This window comes from Dactylosporangium sp. NPDC005572 (genome assembly GCF_040605515.1).
Lineage (GTDB): Bacteria > Actinomycetota > Actinomycetes > Mycobacteriales > Micromonosporaceae > Dactylosporangium.
Genome location: NZ_JBEXCY010000006.1, coordinates 24,091 through 47,638 on the forward strand (window position 1 = coordinate 24,091; position 23,548 = coordinate 47,638).

Here is a 23,548-nt window from a genome sequence, read left to right on the forward strand (position 1 = left end):
CTCGCTACGCGGTGGTGAGTGCCACCACGGCGCGTCGCCTCCGCCGCCCGCGCAGCAGCGGCACGAGGGCCGCGGCGACGACGAGGATGCCCTGGATCCAGTACTGCCAGGCGATGCTGACCGACAGGAAGCTCAGCGAGCTGGTGATGGTCTGCAGGAACAGCGCCGTGGCCAGGGTGGCCAGGGCCGAGCCGGAGCCGCCGAAGATGCTCGCGCCGCCCAGCACCACGGCCGTCACCGACGCCAGGGTGAGGGCCTGACCGACCGAGGAGTCACCGACGCCGGTCTGTGCGTAGAGCGCGATGCCACCGCCGGCCGCCAGCGCACCGGCGAGCAGGTAGGCCAGGAGCCTGGTCGGGAGCGTCCCGACGCCCATCCGGGACGCGGACAGCGGGTCCGAGCCGGTGGCCCGCAACGCCCGGCCGACCCGTGCGCGGCGGACCAGCACGTGCCCGGCGATCCCGACCAGCACCACGACCACGAACACCATCGGCACGCCGGCGACCGTGGTGCCCAGCGCGGCGAGCAGCGTGTCGCCGGCCTGCCCGCCCGGCAGCGGCCGCAGCAGCTGCGCCACACCGACGACGCCGATCGAGGAGATCAGGGTCGCCACCACCGGTGGCAGGTTGACCCGGGTGACCAGCACGCCGTTGACCAGGCCGACCAGCGCCCCGGCGGCGAGCCCGGCGAGCACGCCCACGGCGAACAGCGCGGGCGGACCGGCGCCGAAGAACGAGGCGGTGACCACCGACAGCGCGACCACCGAACCGACCGAGAGGTCGATCCCGCCGGTCATCACGACGATCAGCTGCCCGAGGCTCACCACGGCCAGCGATGCGGTCGCCAGCAGCAGCTGCCCGATGTTCAGCATGCCGAGGAAGGTCGGCGAGTGCACCGCGGTCGCCCCGCCGACGAGGATCGTGAGCAGCAGCATCAGCGCCGCATGGGTCTCGCCGCCGAGCAGCCGCCGCCGGCGGCGGTGCCGGCCGCCGGCCACGGGTGCGGCCACGGTGCGCTCGGTCGCGAGCACCGCCGCGCCGGTGATGTCGCGCTCCGAGAGGGTGGCGGCGGAGAGCTCGGCCTGGATGCGCCCGCGGGAGAAGACGAGCACCCGGTCGCAGAGCCCTTCGAGTTCCACCGCGTCGGTCGACAGCACGATCACCGCCGTGCCGCGTCCCGCCAACTCGCGCAGCACCCGGTAGATCTCCAGCCGGGCGCCGGCGTCGACGCCCTGGGTCGGGTCCTCCACCAGCAGCACGGCGGGGTCGCCGATACCGGCCCGGGCGAGCAGCACCTTCTGCTGATTGCCGCCGGACAGGGTGCCGACGGGTGTCTCCAGGCTCGCGGCCTTGACCCGCAGCGCGGCGACGGCGGGTGACACCAGGGCCCGCTCCTTGCCGGGCACCAGCACGGAGCGCAGCAGCGACACCCGGGTCAACGAGAGCGCGTCGACGTTCTCGCGGACGGTCAGGTCGCCGAACACCGCCTCCTGCAGCCGTTCCCCGGACAGGAACGTGATGCCGTGCCGGGCCGCCGCCGCGGGGCCCGCCAGGGAGACCGGCCCGTCCTTGACGGTGACCCGTCCGTCGGCGCGGACCAGTCCGGCCAGCGCCCGCAGCACCTGGCGCTGCCCGTTGCCTTCCACGCCGGCGAAGCCGACGATCTCGCCGGCCGACACCCGGGCGTCGACGCCGGTGAACCCGGCGCCGCTGAGCCCGTCGACGGTGAGGACGACGGGTGCGGCGCTCAGGTCGGGCTTGTCGGGGAACGTGGTGTCCAGCGACCGGCCGACGATCATCTCCACGATCTGCTCGTCGGTGTGGTCCGCGACCGGCCCGCCGCCGACCACCCGCCCGTCGCGCAGCACCGTCATGGTCTGCGCGATCTGCCGGATCTCGGGGATCCGGTGGGTGATGTACACGACGGCCGTGCCGGTGGCGACCAGCGCCCGGATCCGGTCGAACAGCCAGTTCGTCTCGTCCGGCCCCAGGGCCTCGGTCGGCTCGTCGAGCACCAGGACCCGCGGCTCGGTGGCGAGCGCCGCGGCGATCTCCACCAGGTGCGCCTCCCGCACGGTCAGGTCACTGATCTGCAGGTCGGCGTCGATGTCCAGGCCGAGCCCGCGCAGGTGCGCGTCGGTCCACGCGGACGCCGCGCCGACCTTGGGACGCACCTGCTCGGGCAGCAGCACCAGCATCGACTCGGCGACGGTCAGGCTGCCGGCCAGCGCCGGCGTCTGGTACACGAGGGCGAGGCCGTGTTCGCGGGCGACGGCGGGGGTCATCGCCGCGTACTCCCGGCCGAGGATCGTGATCCGCCCCTCGTCGGGGGTGACCGAGCCGGCCGCCACGCCGACCAGCGTGGACTTGCCGGCGCCGTTCTCGCCGAGCACGGCGTGGACGACACCTGGCCTGACGGTCAGATCCACGCCGTCGAGGGCCCGGACACCCGGATACTGCTTGACGATCCCGGACAGCGCCAGCGCGGCGTCCCGCATCGTCCTCACCTCCTCGGCGCTCATCAGCCGGTGAACAGCGCGCCGAGCTGCGCGGTGGTCAGCTGCGAGGACGGCGGGGCGTCGTTGGGCAGGCCGGACTTGCACGCCTTGGACGGCGCGATGGCGCCCTGGCTACCGCCGGTCGAGTCCTCGTAGAGGTCCAGCTGCAGCAGCGACGGTTCGGCATTGGCCTTGCCGTTGGCCACCGCGACACCCTTGCGCAGTCCGACCCGGCCGATCCAGGTCCGCGACGACACCGTCGCCAGCTCATAGCCGCTGTTCTTGGCCTTCAGCGCGTCGAACCCGCAGCTGAGCTCGTTGTCGTCGGTGGTCGCGATCGGCACCAGCGGACGGCCTGCGTTCTGGAAGGCGCGGATCGCCCCGGTGGCCGCCGCACCGTAGTCGCTGATGATGCCGTCGATCTGCGGGTACTTGGCGAGCAGGCCGCTCATCGCCTGCTGTTCCATCGCGGGATCCCAGTTCGTCGTCACCGGGTCGTCGGTCAGCAGCTTCACCTGCGGCGCACCGGCGAGGACCTTCTTGATGCCGGCGAGCTCGGCGACGGAGACCGCGTTACCGGCGGGCCCGCCGAGGAGCACGATGTTGCCGCCCTTCGGGCCCAGCCGGGCCACCATCCATCTGGCCCACACCTCGCCGGAGTACCCGGTGTCCCAGTCGACGTAGTCGAAGTAGTCCGACCCGGACTTGCCGGTCGGGTCGGCGGCGATCGGGATGACGATGACACCGGCCTTGGCCGCCGCGCGCAACGCCGACAGGTGCGAGGCACCGGGGCCGGCGTCCGCGATCACCAGCAGCACGTTGACGCCCTTGCTGGTGAGGCTGGTGATGCCGGCCAGGGTGGCCTGCAGGTCACCGCGGCCGGCGACGTAGTCGACGCTGCTGACGGCCGGGCACTTCTTGGCCTCGTCCTCGACCTCGGCGCGGACGATCTTGGACCACGAGTTGGTGCCCAGGCCGTCGACGAGGCCGACCTTGATCGGTTTGGTACCGCAGACCGTGTCCATCGCGACCATGGCCGAGACGGGTCCGGCGTTGCCGACGGCGACCTGCGCGGCGGTGCTCGGATCACTGCCGGCGGCCGGGCCGGTCTTGTTGGTGGTGGAGCACCCGGCGAGCGCGATGGCAACGGCCGTGGCCAGGGCTAACGTGGCGCCGGTGGAACGGCGTCGACGTGGCGACATGGAGACTCCAAGGGGGTGTTTGCGGGCATGGTTGACCGGCGGGACGGCGGGTGCCGTTCCGTGCGCCGGGGTGAGCCGGGGGTGGTACCGGGGTGTTGCCGGGAGGTCAGGTCAGGTCGGGTTGCGACGGATCGCCCGTCGCCGCAGCCGGGAGGCAAGGTTGAGCTGCACCACGATGCCGACCCCGATGATCACGGCCTGCACGATGTTCTGCACGGCGGTGGTCTGGGTGTAGGTCTGGACGAGCTGGTTGAGCTGGCCGAGGAACAGCGCGCCGAGCGCGGTGCCGGTCAGGCTGCCGCGGCCGCCGCTCAGGGCGGTCCCGCCGAGCACGACCGCGGCCACCGACGGCAGCAGGTAGGCGTCGCCGGCCGAGAGCGTGGTGGTGCGCAGGAAACCGGCGAGCAGGACACCGGTGCCGCCGGCGAGCACGGCGGACAGCGCGTACGCCGACACCGTGTATCGGCGGGTGCTGATGCCGGCGGCGTGCGCCGCACGCCGGTTGGCGCCGACGAGCTCGAAGCGCCGGCCCACCACGGTGGCCTTCAGCGCCAGCTGTGCCAGCGCGATCACGGCGACGGCGATCAGAACGAGGTTGGGCACTCCCGCGGTCCGGCCGACCGCGAAGTCGGTGAGCGCCGCCGGCGCCTGCGCGCTGTACCCGCCGGACAGGTACTGCACCAGGCCGATCAGCAGCGCGTTCACGGCGATCGTGACCACCAGCGGCGGTAGCCCGAAGTACGTGATGACCAGGCCGCTGACCAGCCCGGCAAGCAGCGCGGCGGCCAGCGCCGCGGTGACCGCGAGGGCGAGCCCGAGGTGGTTCGGACCGCCGTACTTCGCCACGATCAGCGCGCCGAGCGAGATGCCGCCGGCGACCGACAGGTCGAGCCCGGCCTGCTGGACGACGAGGGTCTGCCCGGCGGCGGCGATCGCGGTGAGCGCCGCGAACGGCAACATCGCCAGCAGGGCGGTGCGCCCGACGCTGCCGCTGGACAGCACGGCGCTCAACGCGAACAGCACGGCAACGGCCGCGGCCGCCCGGCTGGTGGGCCAGCCGAGCAGGCGATAGCCGACCGGATCGGTCGGGCGGACTGCGGGCGTGTCCGGCGCGGCGTCGTGGCGGGTCAGTCCGAGCACGCTCACGCCAGGTTCAGCTTCGGCTCGGGCTGCCAGCGACCGCCGATCGCGGCGCCTTCGAGGGAGCCGATGACGTGGTCGCGGGACGCCTCGGCGAGCGCGCGGAGCCGGGGCAGGTCGACGCCGACGAGCCGGCCGTCGCGCTTGACGAACCGCCCGTCGACGAGCACGTCACGGACCAGCCCGGGGTGCGCGCTGTAGACGATGGTGCCGAACGGGTTGTTGATCGGGGTGGTGGCGAGCGTGTCGTTGGAGAGGATGACGATGTCGGCGGCCTTGCCGACCTCCAGCGAGCCGGTGAGGTGCCCCAGACCGTTGGCGCGGGCGCCCTCGATGGTGGCGAACCGCAGGACGTCTTCGCAGGAGAGCTTCACCCGCTCGGGCGCCTCGCCGGCCTCGACCGCGGCGCTGTTGTCGGTGGCCCGCTGCACGGCCAGCGTGGTGCGCATGGTGGTGAACATGTCGCCGCCGATCGAGCTGCACACGTCGACCGACAGCGACGGGGCGATGCCCAGCGCCAGGAGCCGGCCGGTCGCCGGCCAGCCGTGGCCCATCTGCATCTCGACGTCCGGGGCGATCGAGGCGCTGCCGCCGCTGTCGGCGATCAGCTTCAGCTCGTCCTCGGCGATGGTGTTGCAGTGCACATACGTCGTGGTGGGTGCGAGCAGGCCGGCCGCGTCCAGCTTGTGGATCGGCTTGGTCTTGCCCCAGTGCCCGTCGCCGACGTGCACCGAGACCCGCAGGTCGAGCTCCCGGGCGAGCAGGAAGTCCTGGGTGGTGACCTCCATGGTGCAGAACTGCGGGCCGCGCAGCGCCAGGCCCATGGTGACCAGGCCGTCGTTGGCGGCGAAGCGTCCGGCGCGCAGCCGGCGCACGTCGTCCTGCGGATGCGGCACCGGTGACGGCATCACGCCGCCCCACTGCTGGGCGCCGCCGCCGTGGGCGAACACCGCCCGGAGGCCGGCCTCCTCCAGCGCGTCGATGGCGGCGTCGGTGTGCACGGGCGTGAACAGGTTGTGCGACCAGTCGAGCAGCGTGGTGATGCCGGCGTCGAGCGCTTCCAGCGCACCGATGAGGTTGCCGGCGTAGGTGTCCTCGGGCCGGAAGTACCGGCTGAGGCCCATGTGCAGGCCGACGAGGTACTGGTCGAGGGTCCAGTCCGAGGCGATGTTGCGCACGACGGACTGCCAGGTGTGCCGGTGGGTGTCCACCAGGCCGGGCATCACGATGCGGCCGCTGACGTCGACCCGCTCGGCGTCCGTGACCTCGAGGTCACGGCCGATCGCGACGATCCGGCCGTCGCGGATGAGCACGTCGCCGGGCCAGAGGACCTCGTGCCGGCCGGCGCAGGTGACGACGATACCGCCGGCGAGAAGCAGCTTTGTCATGTATTGAGAACCTCCACAGACCGTGCCAGGGGTGTGCGTTCGTCCGATCCGGGTTGGCGGAACACGGCGGGATCGGTGGCACCATCATGGGAGGCAGATCACAGCCTGTCAAGTCTCACTTGACAGGCGTTGACCAACGTTTATCGGGATGAATGGCTACCGGCGGCGACGCGTGTCGTCCGCCTTGGCCGCCCGGCCCATGGCGACGACGTTGGGCAGGTGCTGGGCCAACTGCTGGGCCAGCTGGTCGGCCGCCGGGCCGGCCTCCGCGGCGGGCGCGCGGTGCCGCAGCACCAGCCACACGGCGCGCATGTCCACGGTGCCGTTGTTCTCCAGCAGGTGCGGCCGCGACGAGTCGAACGTGATGCTGTCGCCCGCGTGCAGCGTGACCTCCTCGAACGCCACCTTGCAGGTCAGCTCCCCTTGCATGACGTGCGCGCACTCGAGACCGTTGTGCCGCTGGTAGCGCCCGGAGTCGCTGGAACTCACCCCCGGCGGGTAGGTGACCAGCATGAACTCCACGCCGTCGTCGTCGTTGTGGCCCAACTGCTCCCACACGACGCCGCTCTCCATCTCGATGCGGCGCCGGTTGTCGGCGCGCACCACCATCAGCTCCGAGCCGCTCGCCGATGGGCTTTGCGCCGGCGGGCCGCCGCCGGGCGGGGACGCCCGCCGGGCCCGGGCCGGCTCCGGCGGGGCGGGCTTGCTGGAGAACAGCTCGTCCATCGACATGTCGAGGGCCTCGACCACGGCGTACAGGGTGGGGATCGAGGAGCGGGACCGACCGTTCTCCAGCAGCGACAGCATGCTGGCCGAGACGCCCACCTTCTCGGCGAGCGCGCGCAGGGACATCCCTCGGGCCTGGCGCACGGCGCGAATCCGGCTGCCGACGGCGTCCAACTCGGTCACGCTCAGTGCCCCTTCACAACATGTCACGCGAATGTTGAGGTCAGCTTACGCGCCGCCCCGGCCCGGACCGGCGGCTGCACAACGCCTCTCAGCATGGTGGCGACACGTTTCACAGGGCTGCGTGTTTGATGAAGTTGTAATGTCACTCAACAACGCTGTCAACCACCGCCGCACCGGCGAGCTCGGCGAGCAGGTCCCCCACGGCCGGGCCGGGCTGCAGTTCCCGCCGCTCGACGCGGTGGGCGATCTCCAGCACGGCGGCGTTGACCGGTGCGCCCCCGGGCAGCAGCCCGGCGTGCGCGACGACCCGGCCGTTGATGTCACCGGCCTCGCTCCGGCGCCCCTTGAGCCAGTCGTGCAGGATCGTCGTGGTCGTCCCGGGCAGCACGAACCCGGCGTAGAGCGTGTCGAGCAGCAGCTCGACGATCCGGTCGGTGGCGCCCATGTCCTGCGGCGTCAACCCGAAGATCGGCAGCGGCCGGTACCCCAGGGCGGCGCCGACGTCCAGCGCCTCCTGACCCGAGCGCACCATCAGCTCCCGCATCCCCGGCGCCTGCAGCGCGTCGAGCATCGGCAGCCCGAGCATCGCCGTGGTCACCAGCGTCGTGCTGTTGCTGACCAGCTTCATCCACTTCGCCGACCGGATGTCGTCGACGACCTCCACCGTCCCGGCCGCGCGCAGCACCACTGCGAGCTCCTCCGCCCGGCCGCTCGTCGACGGGTCGAGCCCGCCGAGCGCGAACCACGAGCGCGACGGCGGCGTGTACCGCTGCACCACACCGGGGTCGACCATCATCGAGGCGACCTCGATGACCGCGCCGAGCGTGCGGTGCGCCCCGGCGACATCCGCGACCACGTCGGCGGTCATGCCGTTCTGCAGGCCGACGATCAGACCTCCGGGCTCCAGGTACGGCTCGACGAGCTGGCACGCCCACCGGGTGTCGTAGGCCTTCATGAGCACGAACACCGCGTCGAACCGGCCGGTGAACGTGCAGACCTCGCACAGATGGTGCGCCCGCACGTCGACGGTGACCGTCTCGTCGGGCATCTCGATCCGCAGGCCGCCGCGGCGCATCGCCTCGACGTGCTCCGGCCACTGCTCGATCAGCACCACGTCGTGCCCGGCCCGGATCAGGTCGGCGGCCACCGAACTGCCGTTCGCGCCGGACCCGACCACCGCGATCCGCGGACCACTCATGCGCCCTCCGCTTCGCTCCGTACCACTCAGGCGGCCCCCCGGTAACCGCCTGCACTGTACACGAATGTTGAGTTTGACTCATCACGCCCGTACATTGCCCGCATGATCGCTCATCTCGTCATCTGGACCTGGCACCCGACCGTCACCGGCGATCAGGTCGAGGGGCTCGTCCACACGCTGCGCGAGCTCACCGCGGACATGCCGTCGCTGCACAGGTACGAGTGCGGCCCGGCGCTGGGCCTGCGCCAAGGGGGCGACTTCGGCGTGATCGCGGTGGTGCACGACGCCGCGGGACTGGACGCCTACCTCGACGACCCCCGCCATCGCGACGTTGCGACCAAGGTCATCGGACCGATGGCAGCCAGCCGCATCGCGGTACAGATCGAGGTGCCACCGACGTTCGTCGGCCAGTGATCAGCGCGGTTCACCCTCCAGGTTCCACGCTGCGGCGGCGAGGCTCGCGAACGGGGCCGCGTCACCCGGAGATCGTCGGCTCCCGGCCCCTGTCCACGTTGAGCCAGGGTTCTCAGGCCGGTTCGTCGGTCTCGTTGACGTAGGCGGCCGGCCCCGCCGCCGACCCGACACGCTCCGGCAGAGTTCGAGGTCAGGCTAACGGAGGGTGACGCCGCCGTTCGCGGCGCCGAGTGGGAGTTCCATGCGCAGGGTGGTCCCGGCCCCGCGCGGGCTGTGGAGCACGATTCGGCCGCCGAGTGCCTCCGCCCGGTCCTTGAGGCCGAGGAGGCCGGTGCCGCGGGCGAAGTCGGCGCCGCCGATGCCGTCGTCGCGGACTGCGACCCGCAAGACCGGGTCCGCGGCGTCCGCAACGCCAGTTTCGACGGTGACGGAGACGACTGACGCGTGCGCGTGTTTGGCAACGTTGGTGAGTGCCTCGGCGACGATGTAGTACGCGCTGACCTCGACCTGCTCGGGCAGATGCTGCTCCACGCGCATGTCAAGATCGACCTGGATCGGTGAGCGGCGCGCGAGCGCACGCAGCGCCGAGCTGAGGCCGGCCTCGGTCAGGATCGCCGGGTGGATGCCGCGTGAGATCTCGCGGAGCTCGTCCACGGCGCTCGTTGCGCCGGCAACGGCGCGGTCGAGTTCCGTCCTGAGGGTGTCGAGTTCGGACGGCAGGGCCGTTTGCGTGGCGCGGAGTTGCAGGGCCAACGAGACCAGTCGCTGCTGGGCTCCGTCGTGCAGGTCCCGTTCGATGTGCCGACGGGTCTGGTCGGCCGCGGCGACGATCCGCGCCCGTGAGGCGGTGAGTTCGGCTCGACTTTCAGCGTTGGCGACCGCGGTGGCGACGAGTTCGGTGAAGTCGGCCAGGCGTCGTTCCGTGTCCGGCGGTAGCCGTTGGTGCCGTGCCCGGACGCTCATGGCGCCCCAGATCCGGCCCTCGACCAGGATCGGGCTGGCGACCGAAGACAGGATCCCGGCACCGCCGGTCGCGGCCAGGCCCGCCGACGTGGGGTTGTCCACATCGCGGCGGGCCGCATGGCCGGTGGATTGGACCACCGCCATGGCCGAGTGGGGCTCCGGCTTGCCGCGTGAACCCGGTTGGTTGTGCTGGAACCCCTGACGTCCCATGACGGTTGCCTGGCCGTCCGGCTCGAACCGTACGATCGCCGTGCCGTCGGCGCCGAAGAGCGCGCCAACCTCGTCGGCCACCGTGGCGAACACGAGTTGGGGACCTGTTCCACGGGCGACCAGCGTCGCCACCCGCCGCAGCGCCACCTGCTCGTCGGCGATCCGCCGGAAATCGGCGTAGAGCTGGGCATTGTCGAGGGAGACGGCGAGTTGGCCGGCGATGAGCTTGACCCCGTCGAGCCGTTCGGCGGTGAACGCGCCGCGGATGAGGCGGTTCTCGAGCAGCAGTATCGCCCGGAGCGTCTCGCGGCTGAGGATCGGCACGGCCAGCAGTGAACAGCACGTGACATTGGTGAAGTACGGGTCGCGGGCGAAACGGTCGTCGCACGTGGCGTCGCCCACGACCAGCGGCTCACGCATCCGCTGGGTGTACCGCAGCACAGACATCGGCAAGGCACGTTCGTGGCCGATTGTGCTGTCGGGGATGGCACCGCCGCCCGGTGTCGGCAGCAGCCAGTGTTGCCGGTCATCGCTCCACAGCGGCAGGTGGACAGCGGTGGCGCCGGTCATCGCGCTGAGTACCTGGACCACGCGGGCGTGCAGTTCCTCGACGCTGGTCTCGGAGCTGAGCGCCTGCGACGCGGACAGGATGCCGAGCAGGTCGAGCGCTCCGGTGGTGATGGTGGCCCGCTGATGCATGACGTCACCGGGCCGGCCGCCCCACCGAGCGCCGGTAGCGTCGGGTGATGGCCGCAGGTGCGGGTAGGCCCAGTCGAGTTGGTCGACTTTCGCGGTGGCACCCCAGGCGAGGTAGCCCTGGCGCGCTTCGATCAGCAGGTCGTAGGCGGCCTGTTCAAGGCTGTGGGCGAGGTAGAAGCGGGCCGCGCGTTCGGTGATCAGGGCGCGGTGCCAAGGGCGCTGACGTTGGGCGACCGCCCGCCGCGCGGCGTCGAACGCGACGGCGGCGACGCGGAAGTCACCGACGGCCCAGGCCCGCTCGGCCTCCAGCAGCCGCAGCAGGTGCTGGAAGTTCTCCGGCGCGTCCGCAGCGCGCGCGGCCAACCACTGCGCCACCTCATCCAGCTCGGAGAGCAGACCGCCGCGCTCGCCGTCATGGCTGGTGCGGGCTTGCCCGGCGAGGGCCAGCCCGCGCAGCAGGTGCGCCAGGGCAGTCGAATAGACGCCCTGAGTAGCCGGCAGCAGCTTCATCGCCGCCGCACTGTGCCGTGTCAGGCCGACCAGGTCGCCGAAGATAGCGGCGGCGATGGCCCGGGTGACATGCGCGTGGAACAGTGCCAGCAGGTTGCCGATGTACCGGTCGGTGGAGACTGCTGCACCTGCCGCAGCGGAGCCGACGCCGCCCAGCATGTCAGCCAGCCACCGATAGCTGTCGAGCGATTCGCGGGTCTGTTCGTCGCCGATACGCTGCACGAAGGCAAGCCCAGCCGCAACCTCGGCAACGCAGTTGTCCAGCGACGGTGCGCAGTCCAACAGACCCGGCACGGTCGGGTAGTAGGTGTATCCGGCGTTGGTCAGGTCACCCCCCGCGACCAACCCTTCGCGGGCCCGCTGAGCTGCTTCGACACCGTGTTCGATCGGTTCGAACCAGCAGCTCTGCAGGGCGAACAAGGTGCGCGCCTGCGAGGTGTCGGGCTCGTAGCCGTGTGCCTCGCCCAACGCCAGGAGCCGCCGCAACGCTCGATACCCGGCTGCATAATCGCCGCGCATCATGACGGCGGCGAACCCGATGTAGCAGGCCGGGCCCGGCAGGGTGCGGGCGGGGCCGTGCTCGATCCAAATCCGAAGCGCTTCCAGGCTCAGCCACGCGAGCATGGCGTGGTCGGGGACGAAGAAGGTTGCGTGCTGGACCGCGTTGATCAGACGGGTCGCGGCGAGCAGCGTCGGCTCGGTGATCTCCTGCCGACCCAGCTCGTCGGCGTCGTTGCCATGGGCGATCCACCGGTACAGGTACTCGAACTGGCGATCGAGCTCCATCGGGAGCCGGTCCGCAACTGGCACGGCGATGCCCAGCTCACGCAGCGACTCCAGGTCAAGCCCGATCGCCTCCGTATAGCGGTTGCGGTGGGTCAGGCTGCGCACCTGCACCACCGTCGCCGTTGCGCGCTCCAAGGGGCTGGTGCACAGCCGTTCGATCGTGCGGTACTCCTCGTCGGCCTCCTCCAGGCGTCCCAGGCTGTACAGCGCGGCGTGCCGGCCGGTGTGCATCTCGACCAGCGTGGCCGTCTCATCCGGGCCGACCAGCCGCAGCGCAGCGGTCAGCAACGCGTCGACAAGCACGTAGTCCCCGATGAGTGCCGCCTGGTCTGCGGCGCGTCGCAGCAGCCCCACCACCACGTGTCGCTCCACCGCATCGTCGACCGCGTCGACCAACGGCAGATACTGCTCCGCCGCGACCGCGAACAACTCCGGCACAGCCGCCAGCCGCCGCGCCATAGCCAGCCGCAGAGTGCACAGCCGCTCGGGGCCGACCCCACCCAGGATCACCTCGCGAATCCGGTCGTGGCGAAACCGCACCGCCTCGTGCACCCCGGGCTCCAGCACGAGCAGGCCCTCGTCGAGGGCGGGCGCCAACCGCTGTTCCATCACGCCCGCCGGTGTGGCGGTCGCGGCCTGCAGCAGGCCTAGTTCCGTTCGCCCGCCAAGACACGCCATCGCTTCCACCACCTGCCGGGACGGCGGCGGCATGGTGTCGAGACGCGCCGCCGGCGGCCCCGTGATCTCGGACTGGCCCAGGTGAGCACGCACGGACGCCGCATCCCAATGCCAACCGGCGGCTGTGGCCGTCAACACGCCGACGCGGCGCAGTGCGTTGAGCAACTCCACGGTCTCGTACGGATTGCCGGACGTATGCGGCTCGATTACCTCGGTCAGGCCCGCTGCCCCGGCTTCGTCCACATGCAGGATCTCGGTAACCATGGTGACCGTGCCGCCCACCGGAAGGTTGATCAACCGCACGTGCCGCACCCCGGGCTGTTCCCGCCATCGGGACAGCGGCGCCGTCAGCGGATGCGCCGCGTCCAGGTCGCCCTCGCGGTACGCGCCCACCAGCAACAGACCGTCGACTGGCTCCTCGCGCAGCAGCAGGTCGACCAAGCCCAGTGGCGCACGCCCTGCCCACTGCAGGTCGTCGACGAAGAAGACCACCGGGCGCTTCCGCGAGGCGACCGCCCGCAACAACTGCACCGACGCCCGCTGCGACCGCACCTGCGCGGTCAGCGGATCCCCCGGATCGGGCGGCACCGCCAGCAGCGCTGCGAATTCCGGGTTCACCGCGGTCACCAGACCGGCGTTCGGCCCGACTGCCTCCAAGATCCGCCCGCGTATCGTGGCCAACTCATCCTCCGGCTCGGCCAACAACAACCGACCCAACGCCCGAAACGCCTGATGCACGGCATTGAACTCGAGATCCCGCCGATACTGGTCGAACTTGCCCGCCACGAACCAGCCATCACTGCCCGTCACCACCGGCCGCAGCTCATCGACCAACGCCGTCTTCCCCACCCCCGGCACCCCGCCGACCAGCACCCCACAACACCGACCCGTCAGCGCATCCTCAAAGGCCGCCCGCAGTGCCGCCAACTCGTCGTCGCGGCCCACCAGCCGCGACGGCGGCAACAGCCGCAGCGGAACGTCGCACGCGCCGACCCGAAGCCCAACCGGCGCAGCACGTGTCGGCGCGTCCCGCAAGCGTTCCAGGTCGTAGACCACGCCCTCGGCCGTCTGGTAACGGTTGTCCGGCTCCTTCTCGAGCAGATGCATGATGATCTCGGACAACGGCGGGAACACGGCCGGGTTCGCCTCCGCCGGCGGCACCGGCACCCGAGCCATATGATCATGAGTCAACCGCAACGGGTCCCCACTGCCGAACGGCGGGGCACCCGTCGCCAGCTCATACAGCGTCGCACCCAGCGCGTACAGGTCGGCGCGCTGATCCACCGAACGGCCGGTCCGGCCGGTCTGCTCCGGCGCCAGATACTCCAACGTCCCCACGATCTCGGCGTGATGCGTGAACTCAGGACGAAGCTCGGCCAACGACGTCGCCAAGGCGAAATCAACCAGACACGGCTCACCATCGCGGGAGATCACGACGTTCGCCGGCGTGATATCCCGGTGCATCACACCTCGTCGATGCATCCCAGCCACCGCCCGGGCCAACCGCACCGCAAGCTCGACCAGGTCATCAACCGCCAGCGGCTTCGCCAGCCCGGCCAGGCTCTCACCACCGACGTCCGCCAACACGATCGGCCCCGGACACTGCGGCGCGTCCACCAGCCGAGCGACCCCCTCGACACCGCGCAGCCGTTCAAGAACCGCCAACTCATGCTGCACCCGCCGCCGAGAGTCCGGTCCCAGCGGTTCCTTACGCACTACAGTGTCTCCGGCAAAGGCCAGGCGTGTGACACGCGTGCGTTCGCTCTCGTGCACTACTTCGCCCCGACCGGGGGGACCCTGGCCCGGCGGCAGTCCGTCTTTCCCCATCCGACACCTCCGCGCACGGTCGGACCCATCCTTTACCCTACTTAGCAACAGTTCGACAGCGAAGGTCACCTCTCACACGAACGCGATGTGGTGCGAAGCCCGCCATCCGTAACGCCATGTCGTTGAGGTCCCTATCCTGTCGGCCCCTTGTCGCTCGTGCCGGGCGATCGGGCAATCGCGCTGTTCGTCGACGCTGCGCAGCCGGCGTTGCCGTCACCGTCGGGGCCTCACAGCATCGCCACGTGAACCATGGTCACTGCCCGGGACTGGCTGCACATCTGTTCGTCCGACCGGCCGGGGCTGCGTGGCCCGGTGAAGTCCCACCCACCGAGTTCGTCACGCCGAATCGGCCAGCCGTCCGGCGAGTAGCTCTTCGGAGCGTCTCCACAGTCCACGGGCGAGATCAGCGTCGAGAGCTTGCGGGTTTCGCGGCGGAACGGCCCTGCGCTTGTAGTAGTAGGAACCCGGCTCCCAGTCCGTTCCGGGGGTGCCTTCGGTGAGCCACACGATCTGGTCCGCGCCCTGGTCGGGCGTGGACAGCCGCATGAGGCGCGGCAGCAACGGCTTGGTGGCGAGGAAGCGGACGAGACGCATGATCGGGCTGGTGGTGTCGGAGGCGAAGTTCGTTACGACGTTGCCCGGATAGAAGGATGCTGCCGAGATGCCGCTGGCGTGGTACCGCCGGTGAAGCTCTGTCGTGAACAAGATGTTCTCCAGCTTCGCCGCACTGTATGCGCGCACCGGGTCGTAGTTGCGGTCGTGATCGAGGTCGTTCAGGTCGATCTCCTTGGCGAACCTCACCGTGCTGGAGGTCTGCAGCACCGACGCCCGTGATGCGGTGAGCGTGTCGAGGAGTCGCCGCGTGAGCAGGAATGGCGCGAGATGGTTGACCTGGAACGTCTTCTCGAAGCCATCCACGGTCTTGGTCCGGGCGCCGAACACTCCACCGGCGTTGTTGGCGAGCACGTCGATCCGCGGGTACGCGGCACGGAGTTGACTGGCGAGGTGCTCGACGTCGTCGAGACGGGTGAAGTCCGCGACATAGCTGTCGACGTTGAGCTCCCTGGCAACAGCGCGGGTCTTCTCGACCGAGCGGCCCACGACGACCACGGTGTGCCCGTTTCCGCGCAGCCGCCGGGCTGCGGCTGCGCCGATGCCGTCGCTTGCGCCAGTGATGACGACCACCTTGCTATCGCTCATCGCTTCTCCATCTCCGAGACACTGGATCTCATATGTGAGACACAGTACCACTTCTGCGTTGTAGTACCATACCGGCATGGATCCGAACCCGGCTGCACGCGGCGTACGGGCGCGAACTCGTCAGGCCATGCGCGCCGAAGTGGCTTCCGTCGTTCAGGACCTGGTCCTCGAGCGCGGCTACGAGGAGACGACGGTGGATGACATCTGCGCGGCCGCCGAGATCTCTCGCAGCACGTTCTTCCGGTACTTCCCCTCAAAGGAAGAGGCGCTCTTCGGTGAGTCGCTCGACGCCGGTGAGCGCCTGCGTGACGCGCTGGCCGCTCGACCACTCGGCGAAGCACCCTGGGTCGCCATGCGGCGCGCCCTCGATGCGCTGATCGAGCAGTACGAAGCCCACGACGAGCGCACCCGGCGTCTCACTCGCCTGATCGTGAACACGCCGTCATTGGCCGCCCGGCATCGGGACAAGAACGCCCGATGGCAGGAGCTCCTCCGGCCGGAGATCGCACGTCGCCTCGGAGCCGATCCAGCCGACGATGCCGACCCGCGCGCCAACGCGGTGATCGCCGCCGCCCTCGGGTGCGTCGAGGCAGCCCTGACCGCGTGGACCGCGAACACTCAGCCGCAATCACTCGCGATGATCCTGGACCGCGCTATGCAGGCCCCCACCCACCTGCGCTGAGGACGAGCGCGCGCATCAAGCCGTCAGCTGGGCGTGAGTCGGTGCCGTGGGGTCAGCACGCCCGCGCCGCCAGCCGGTCGAGTTCCTCCCGGATGAGCGTCAGCGCGCGGGCGAGGACGTCGTCGGGGGCGGTGAGCGCCACCCGGACGAAGCCGTCCGTGGCCGAGTACACCAGACCGGACGAGGTGACGATGCCCCGGTCGCGGAGGGCAGCGCAGACCTCGGCGCTGGTGTGTCCCGCTGGCCGGGCGTCCAGCCACAGGTAGAAGCCGCCCAGCGTCTCGACCGGGGTACCGGGGGCCCACGGTCCGAGGATCTGGACGGCAGTGCGGTACCTGGCGAGGTAGGTGGCGGAGAGCTGATCCGCCCGGCCCGGCAGCGAGCTGAGCGCCTCGATCGCGGTGAGCTGCGCCGTCACTGGGGCGCAGCCGGCGGTCGTACCGTGCAACGCGGCGGCGGCCGTGCGGAACCGCGGAGGGGAGATGAGCGCTCCGACCCGCAGCCCCGTCATCGAGTAGGTCTTCGAGAAGGTCCGGGCGGCGAAGGTGACGTCCACGCCGCCGTCGGCGAGGGGTGACGGGGCCCGCCCGCCGGCGAACACCACGGACTCGTACGCCTCGTCCGACAGCACGTACGCCCCGAACTCGCGCACCAGCGCGACCAGCGACCGCAATGCGGCCGCCGACGCCACGGCACCGGTCGGGTTCGACGGGGAGTTGACGGCAACGAGCCGGGCCCCGGCCCGCAGCCCGGACCGGATCCGCGCCAGGTCGAGGAAGCCGTCGCCGGACTCCCCCTGCGGGTAGGTGAGCACGCCGATGCCCAGCCGTTCGGCCAGCACCCGGTAGTTCGGCCACGCCGGGTCCGGCACCAGGACGCTGCCACCCGGCGCACAGGCCGCGGCGAGCGCGACCGCGACGGCACCCGTCCCACCGACGGTGATCACCACGTCCTCGACGTCTGGCCGGTACCCGGTGCCCGCCTCGACGTCGGCGGCGACGAGGTCCCGCAGCTCGGGCAGGCCGAGCTTCGGGGTGTACCCGGTCCGGCCGTCGCGCAGGCTGCGCACGGCCGCCTCGACGAGCACACCGGGCAGCGCCTGGTCCGGCTCTCCGATGCTCAGGTCGATCTCGTCCGCCCGCACCGGGCCCGCCATCATTCGCGTGACCGCGGCCGCCGCCGCGCCCGGGCCCGACGCCTCGGTATCGGTCGTCACACCTCACCCCTCGCTGTGCGTCGCCTGTATGTCGCCGGCGGGTGTCCGACCGCCCGTGCCGCCAATCCTAGAGAGTGCAACCTGTCACCAACATGTCGTTCTGCCGCCCGGGAAACCAACGGCGAATTGGTTCGTAATGTCGTCGTAAAGAAGCCGACGTGTCATTGGGCCCGGCGTTGAACGGCCGCCGCTGGAGACCTCCAGACAAGCCGACAATGGGCCCAATCCGCATCGAGACGGAGTTTCCATGCGCACACGTCGCTCGCATAAGCTGATCGTCGGGATCGTCGCTGTCCTCGCCGCCATGGCCGCCACCTCGTGTTCCACGGAATCGTCCGACGAGGCCAAGGCCGGCGGCGGCGCCGACCAGATCGTGGCCGCCGCCGACCCGTCGCTGCTTCCGTACAATTTCCTCGACACGGACGGCAAGACCTGGAAGGGCCTGAACGTCGATATCGCGGCGGCCCTCTCGGACAAGCTCGGGCGCCGGGTCGTCTTCCAGAGCGCCGGTTTCGACACCATCATCCCCGGACTTACATCCGGCCGCTTCGATGTCGCGCTGACCGGCATGTTCGACACGAAGGAACGGCAGAAGACCGTTGATTTTGTCGACTACCTCACAGCGAAGAACAATTTCCTGACGCGGACGGGATACCGCGACATCGAGTCGATGGACGACCTCTGCGGCATCGTGGTCGGGATCCCGGGCGGCGCACTGGAGGCCGACCTGCTCGCCAAGGCGTCTGACGCCTGCGTCAAGGGCGGCAAGAAGGCCATCGACGTCAAGGAGTTCGCCGACCTCGACGCCACCGTGCTCGCCCTGCTGTCGAGCCGGATCGACGTCACGCCGAACGACTCCGCGGCGAACGCTTACATCTCGTCCCGGAACACCGGCAAGGTGAAGGTCTCCGGCGGGTACCTCAACGAGGGCTACTTCGCGGTCGCGTTCCCGAAGAGCAGCGCGCTCACCGCCGAGTTCGAGACCGCCTTCAAGGCCATCATCGCCGACGGTACGTACGGCAAGATCCTCACCGACTGGGGCATCGCGGACCGCGCCGTCCCCGCGCCCATCATCAACGGGTCGCCGTTCTGATGACGGCCACCTCCGTACGACCGGTCCGGGACGACGGTGACGTCGTCGTCCCCCGCCGGCGCCCGTGGCGCTGGGTCGGGTCGGTGGCCGCGGCGCTCGTGGTCGGGTCGGTGGCGGTCTCGTTCCTCACGAACCCGAACTACCGCTGGGACGTCGTCGCCGGGTACCTGTTCGACCCGCGCATCCTCGACGGCCTGTTCACGACGCTGAGGCTCACCGTGGTGAGCATGCTCATCGCCGCGGCGCTCGGTCTCCTGCTCGCGGTGATGCGGCTCTCCGACAGCCGGCTGATCCGCGGTGCGGCCGGCGTCTACGTGTGGCTGTTCCGCGGTACGCCGGTCCTGGTCCAGCTGATCCTCTGGTACAACCTGGCGATCCTCGTGCCGACGGTGGGCTTCGGGATTCCGTTCGGCGGCCCCACCCTGTGGTCCGCCGACACGAACGCGCTGATCACGCCATGGACGGCGGCGATCCTGGGCCTGGCGCTGAACGAGGCCGCCTACCTGGGCGAGATCATCCGCTCCGGGATCATCTCGGTCGACAGGGGCCAGTCGGAGGCGGCGAACGCGCTGGGGCTCGGCCGGGTCGACACGTTCCGCCGGATCGTGCTGCCGCAGGCGCTGCGGGTCATCGTGCCGCCCGCGTCGAACGAGGCGATCGGGCTGCTCAAGTACTCGTCGGTGGTGAGCGTCATCGCACTGCCCGATCTGCTCTACTCCGGCCAGCTGATCTACGCCCGCACCTACGAGACCATCCCCGTCCTGATCGTCGTCTGCATCTGGTACCTCGTGATCGTCTCCCTGCTGACCGCGCTGGAGTCGCGGCTGGAGCGCAGGCTCGGCGCGGGATTCCGCAGCACGGTCGGCGACGAGGGCCCCCGCAACGGAAGGTGGGCCCGATGGCTGCGACCCAACCGCTAGTCCAGCTGCGCGGGATCAGGAAACGGTTCGGGTCCCACGAGGTGTTGCACGGCGTCGACCTCGACGTGCACGCCGGCGAGGTGCTCTGCCTGATCGGCGCGTCGGGGAGCGGCAAGTCCACGCTGCTGCGCTGCATCAACCACCTGGAGCGGCCGAACGCCGGCCGGGTCCTCGTCGGCGGCGAGCTGATCGGGTACGCCGAGCGCGACGGCCGCCTCCACGAGCTGCCGGAGCGGCGGATCCGTGCCCAGCGGGCCGGGATCGGCATGGTGTTCCAGCACTTCAACCTCTTCCCGCACATGACGGTGCTGGAGAACGTCATCGAGGCGCCGATGCGGGTGCGCGGCTACTCCCGCAGTACCGCGGTGGCGACCGCGCTCGACCTGCTCGGCCGGGTCGGCATGGCGGCGAAGGTGGACGCCTACCCGCGGCACCTGTCCGGGGGGCAGCAGCAGCGGGCGGCGATCGCCCGGGGCCTGGCCATGCGGCCTCAGCTGATGCTCTTCGACGAGCCGACCTCCGCGCTCGACCCGGAGCTGGTCGGCGAGGTGCTCGACGTCATGCGGGACCTGGCCGCCCAGGGCATGACGATGATCGTGGTGACCCACGAGATGGGGTTCGCCCGGGAGGTCGCCTCGCAGGTCGCGTTCATGACCGACGGCCGGATCGTCGAGCAGGGAACGCCCGGCGCCGTCCTCGGCAACCCGACGCACGAGCGCACCCGGTCGTTCCTGTCGAAGGTGCTGTGAGCCGCGATGTCCGCCACCAACCTCCAGCCCGGCCTCGGCAAGGTGCTCCGGCCACGCGACCTCGCGTTGCTGAGCCCGGCCGTGCTCTGCGCCGAGCCGGGCTCGCCGGCCGCCCAGCTCGTCACCCGGATCGGGCGGGCTCCCTGGCCGACGGTCGTGCACGAGCAGGTCACGGGCGCGGTCCACGCGGCCTCCGTCCGCGACACGAAGTTGGTCCTCGTCGGAGGGAACTCCTTCGCCTGGGTACGCCAGGCGGTACGGCAGCTGCGGCCGGTGGGTTCGTTCCCGATCGCGCTGCTCGCCACCGACGTGAGCGCCGACCAGGTGCTTGCCCTGCTCGACGCCGGCGCCAACCTGGTCATCGAACGGAACGCCACCGGCCGCGAGGTCGCCGCCAGGTTGATCGCCCTCTGCCGAGGCTCGTCGGGGGACGACATCCTGCTGGTGCGCTGGCTGCAGGCCGGTCAGCTGCGACTGGACCTGCGGGCCCGCCGTTGCCTGCTGGACCAGGAGGTGATCGCGCTCAGCCACAACGAGTTCGACCTGCTCGCGTTCCTCATGGCCCGGTCGCAGCAGGTCGTACCGCAGCACGAGATCGTGCAGCGCGTCTGGGGCTGGCGCCACGGCGACGGCATGAACACCCTGCGGATCCACGTCGGCCGGCTGCGCAGGAAGCTCGGGGACACCCCGGCGCAGCCACGCTGGATCGGGTCCGTGCGCGGGATCGGCTACCAGTTCCTGCATCCCGTTGCCGAGCTCGGCGACGACCGCAGCGACGACCGGATACGGCAGGCGGTCACGGTCCTCAACGCCCAGGCCGACGCACTCAACGCGCTCGTCGACACGCTGCTCGCCGCGCGGGACGAGGCGTCGGTGGCGGAGACGGTGGTGCAATGGGCGATCACCCGGGGATTCGGCGACGCGGCGACCGTGTTCCGTCTCGACACCGACATCGCCGGTCGGAGCATGTCCCGACTGGTCGCCTCGGCCGGCATGTCGGCCCGCTGGCGGCAGTCCATCGCCACCGGACACCCGGTGAGCGCCGACTTCATGGGCTCGCAGGTCTACCGCAGCGGCGAGACCGTCCAACTGCACGACATGAGCCAGCTCGCCCGGCGGTTCCCGGTGACCGCCCGGATGTCCTCGGCCGAGGACCTGCACGCCTGCCTGCTGTTTCCGCTCCACGTCGACGGCCGGATCTGGGGCGACCTGGCCTTCGTCAGCCGCACCGCCCGGGCGTTCACCCCCGCCCGCACCGCCTACCTGCGCACGGTCGCCGGGGTCGTGTCGCTGGCGTTCGGGGCGGCCCGCACCTCGTCCCCCACCGCCGGGCCGGCCCCCGATGCGTGAGTTCACCGACCGCGACGTGGACGTCCGGATCGACCTCGCGACGCTCGTCGACGAGGTGTCCCGCTGCCTGGCCGATCTGGGCCGCGGCGCCGCCACGCAGGCCCCGAAGCAGCTGCTACCGCTGAACTCTGGCGGCTTCTTCCTCTCGCTGGCGGGCGTCGTGCCCCGGCTCGGCCTGGGCGTCGCGAAATGGGCCTCGTACGTGCCGGGGACAGCGGGCAAGCCGGGCCGCTCCACCTCGACGGTCATCGGCAGTGACGCGACCACGGGCACACCGCTGGCGACCGTCACCGGCATGCGGGCCACCCAGGTCCGTACCGCAGCGGCCGCCGTGGCCGTGGCACGTGCCGTTCGCGCCGACCGGCCACCGCGGCGGGTCGCGCTGATCGGCTTCGGCCCGACGAACCGGGCCGTGCTGGACGCCGTGCTGGCCGTCGCCGGCACGGTCACCGAGGTCCGGGTGGTGGTGCGCACCGAGCACTCGGCCGCTGCCGCACGGCAGGCGGCCGGCGCGCGCGGTCTTGACGTCCTCTCGGTCGGCACCGACCCGGCCGCCGTCGCCGGGGTCGACCTCGCCTTCTCCGCCACCGGCGCCACGGGTCCGGTGGCCACGCTGGAAGACCTGGCGCCCGACGGTGTCGCCGTCTGCCTCGACGGCGCCGGCACCTGGCGGCGTAGCCCGTCGACCCCGGTGCTCGACGACCATGTGACGCACGGTCACGTCCCCGCGGTACCGCGCCTGGTGGCCGGCGTCGAGCCGGTTCCGGACGGCCGGGTGCTGCTGGACCTCGCCGGGTCCGCGGTCACCGACGTCGCGCTGGTCGCGCAACTGCTGCGGCAGGCCGTTCGATGAGCCGGACCGGTGGCCTCGTGTCGGCGCTGGCCGCCGCCGGCGCGTTCTCCAGCTTCCCGAGCCCCTACTACCACCGGATGGCGGACGCGACCGGCTCGCGATGGACGACGGTCGGGCTCTTCGTCGTCCACGGGGTCGCGTCGTTCGCCGCGATGAGCGCGCTGGCCCGGCTGCGACCGGCCCGCAGCGTCCGACCCGGGTCGGTGCGGCTCCTGCGCGGCCTGCTGCTGCTCGACGCGGCCGGCGGGCTCCTGCTGGTGGCCGCGCCCGCGCCGGCCGGGGTGCCGTGGCTGCTGGCCGGGCGGGCGGTGACCGGCGCCGCCCTCGGCGCCCTGACGCCGGTAGCAACGGCCGGGCTGAGCAGCCGCCGGCACGGCACCGCCCTTGCCACCGCCGCGATTATTGGCGGCGTCGGCCTGGGCGCCCTGCTGGCCGGCGGGATGGCGGCCGGTGGGCTGAGCCGGGCGGCAGTGTTCGGTGTCGGCCTAATCGGCCTACTCGGCGTGGCCGCCCTGGTGCGCACCGGGTCCGGGGCCGGCGACACGGCCGGCGCGCCGGCCCGTGGTACCGGCACCGGCACGGTGGCGGACGGGACCGGGCCGAGGGCGGTTGTCCTGCGATGTGCCCTGCTGGCCTTTGCCGCGAACGGCGTGCTCGGGCTGTTCACGTCGATCCTTCCGGGTCTGGTCGCGGACCGCGCCGGCGGCGCTGAACTGGTCGCCGGGGCGACCGCCGGCCTGGTCATGCTGGCCGCGGGTGCAGCCCGCCTGGCGCTGCTGCGGGTGCCCGCCAACCGGACCGGCCCGGGCGCGGTAGCCGCAGCGGTAACCGGAGCGGCCCTCTTCGCCGCTGGGCTCGGCGCGGGTACCGTGCCGGCCTCCATGGCCGGTGGTGTCCTGCTGGGGGCCGCCGCCGGGGTCGGCTACGACGCCGCCCTGCGGATCACCGCCCGACTCACCGACGGCGTCGGCCCGCTCGCACAGGTCCAGCGCGGCGGTCAGCTCGGCCTGGTCCTGCCCGTCGTCGCCTACCCGTTGCTGGTGCCGCCGTAGACCGCCGGCCGC

17 protein-coding genes are annotated in these 23,548 nt (G+C 71.3%); 8 read left to right on the forward strand and 9 right to left on the reverse strand.

Features of this window, described 5'->3' with window-relative positions:
* Positions 1 to 4: 4 nt before the first annotated feature.
* From ABZS66_RS04855 to ABZS66_RS04880, 6 genes are all read right to left on the reverse strand, one after another.
* Entirely contained in the window at positions 5 to 2,497 is a 2,493-nt protein-coding gene (locus tag ABZS66_RS04855) for an ATP-binding cassette domain-containing protein (protein WP_354755207.1), read from the reverse strand.
* Positions 2,498 to 2,520: 23 nt separating this feature from the next.
* Positions 2,521 to 3,699 (reverse strand): substrate-binding domain-containing protein, encoded by a 1,179-nt coding sequence (locus ABZS66_RS04860; RefSeq protein WP_354755209.1) that lies wholly within the window; start codon positions 3,697 to 3,699, stop codon positions 2,521 to 2,523.
* Positions 3,700 to 3,810: 111 nt separating this feature from the next.
* Complete coding sequence (locus ABZS66_RS04865; protein ID WP_354755211.1) at positions 3,811 to 4,845, reverse strand: ABC transporter permease; 1,035 nt, start codon at positions 4,843 to 4,845, stop codon at positions 3,811 to 3,813.
* A complete protein-coding gene (locus ABZS66_RS04870) occupies positions 4,842 to 6,227 on the reverse strand; it encodes an amidohydrolase family protein (protein ID WP_354755213.1) in 1,386 nt (461 codons plus the stop codon). The genes ABZS66_RS04865 and ABZS66_RS04870 overlap by 4 nt, the downstream gene beginning before the upstream one ends.
* A 156-nt stretch (positions 6,228 to 6,383) precedes the next feature.
* On the reverse strand, positions 6,384 to 7,136 hold the full coding sequence (locus ABZS66_RS04875) for a helix-turn-helix domain-containing protein (RefSeq protein ID WP_354755215.1): 753 nt from the start codon (positions 7,134 to 7,136) through the stop codon (positions 6,384 to 6,386).
* Positions 7,137 to 7,278: 142 nt separating this feature from the next.
* Positions 7,279 to 8,334, reverse strand: coding sequence for a 2-dehydropantoate 2-reductase N-terminal domain-containing protein (locus tag ABZS66_RS04880; RefSeq protein WP_354755217.1), 1,056 nt, complete (start codon positions 8,332 to 8,334; stop codon positions 7,279 to 7,281).
* Positions 8,335 to 8,436: 102 nt separating this feature from the next.
* Between ABZS66_RS04880 and ABZS66_RS04885 the strand changes: the two genes are divergently transcribed.
* A complete protein-coding gene (locus ABZS66_RS04885; RefSeq protein ID WP_354755219.1) occupies positions 8,437 to 8,748 on the forward strand; it encodes a Dabb family protein in 312 nt (103 codons plus the stop codon).
* A 195-nt stretch (positions 8,749 to 8,943) separates the two neighbouring features.
* Here the strand turns inward: ABZS66_RS04885 and ABZS66_RS04890 are convergent, their stop codons facing one another.
* Together ABZS66_RS04890 and ABZS66_RS04895 are read right to left on the reverse strand one after the other, a co-directional pair.
* The gene (locus ABZS66_RS04890) at positions 8,944 to 14,421 is read right to left on the reverse strand and encodes an AAA family ATPase (protein ID WP_354755220.1); all 5,478 of its coding nucleotides are present in this window, start codon (positions 14,419 to 14,421) and stop codon (positions 8,944 to 8,946) included.
* Between the two features lie 336 nt (positions 14,422 to 14,757).
* Positions 14,758 to 15,621, reverse strand: a complete 864-nt coding sequence (locus tag ABZS66_RS04895; protein ID WP_354755222.1) for an SDR family NAD(P)-dependent oxidoreductase — start codon at positions 15,619 to 15,621, stop codon at positions 14,758 to 14,760.
* A gap of 76 nt (positions 15,622 to 15,697) precedes the next feature.
* Here ABZS66_RS04895 and ABZS66_RS04900 point away from each other — a divergent pair, with 76 nt between their 5' ends.
* Positions 15,698 to 16,303 carry a TetR family transcriptional regulator gene (locus ABZS66_RS04900; protein ID WP_354755224.1) on the forward strand — a complete coding sequence of 202 codons (606 nt, stop codon included), beginning with the start codon at positions 15,698 to 15,700 and terminating at the stop codon, positions 16,301 to 16,303.
* Between the two features lie 52 nt (positions 16,304 to 16,355).
* On the opposite strand, the gene ABZS66_RS04905 is transcribed toward ABZS66_RS04900, so the two are convergent.
* Entirely contained in the window at positions 16,356 to 17,519 is a 1,164-nt protein-coding gene (locus ABZS66_RS04905) for a pyridoxal phosphate-dependent aminotransferase (RefSeq protein WP_354755226.1), read from the reverse strand.
* Positions 17,520 to 17,766: 247 nt separating this feature from the next.
* Between ABZS66_RS04905 and ABZS66_RS04910 the strand changes: the two genes are divergently transcribed.
* From ABZS66_RS04910 to ABZS66_RS04935, 6 genes are read left to right on the forward strand one after another with little or no spacing between them, the layout of a single operon-like run.
* Positions 17,767 to 18,612 (forward strand): ABC transporter substrate-binding protein, encoded by an 846-nt coding sequence (locus tag ABZS66_RS04910; RefSeq protein WP_354755228.1) that lies wholly within the window; start codon positions 17,767 to 17,769, stop codon positions 18,610 to 18,612.
* Complete coding sequence (locus tag ABZS66_RS04915; RefSeq protein WP_354755230.1) at positions 18,612 to 19,532, forward strand: amino acid ABC transporter permease; 921 nt, start codon at positions 18,612 to 18,614, stop codon at positions 19,530 to 19,532. The genes ABZS66_RS04910 and ABZS66_RS04915 overlap by 1 nt, the downstream gene beginning before the upstream one ends.
* Positions 19,511 to 20,281: an amino acid ABC transporter ATP-binding protein gene (locus tag ABZS66_RS04920; RefSeq protein WP_354755232.1), complete on the forward strand. Its 771-nt coding sequence runs from the start codon at positions 19,511 to 19,513 to the stop codon at positions 20,279 to 20,281. Before ABZS66_RS04915 ends, ABZS66_RS04920 begins: the two co-directional genes overlap by 22 nt.
* 6 nt (positions 20,282 to 20,287) lie before the next feature.
* Positions 20,288 to 21,631, forward strand: a complete 1,344-nt coding sequence (locus ABZS66_RS04925; RefSeq protein ID WP_354755234.1) for a winged helix-turn-helix domain-containing protein — start codon at positions 20,288 to 20,290, stop codon at positions 21,629 to 21,631.
* Entirely contained in the window at positions 21,624 to 22,484 is an 861-nt protein-coding gene (locus ABZS66_RS04930; protein ID WP_354755235.1) for a hypothetical protein, read from the forward strand. Before ABZS66_RS04925 ends, ABZS66_RS04930 begins: the two co-directional genes overlap by 8 nt.
* Positions 22,481 to 23,536, forward strand: coding sequence for a hypothetical protein (locus tag ABZS66_RS04935; protein ID WP_354755237.1), 1,056 nt, complete (start codon positions 22,481 to 22,483; stop codon positions 23,534 to 23,536). The genes ABZS66_RS04930 and ABZS66_RS04935 overlap by 4 nt, the downstream gene beginning before the upstream one ends.
* The last annotated feature ends 12 nt before the right edge of the window (positions 23,537 to 23,548 follow it).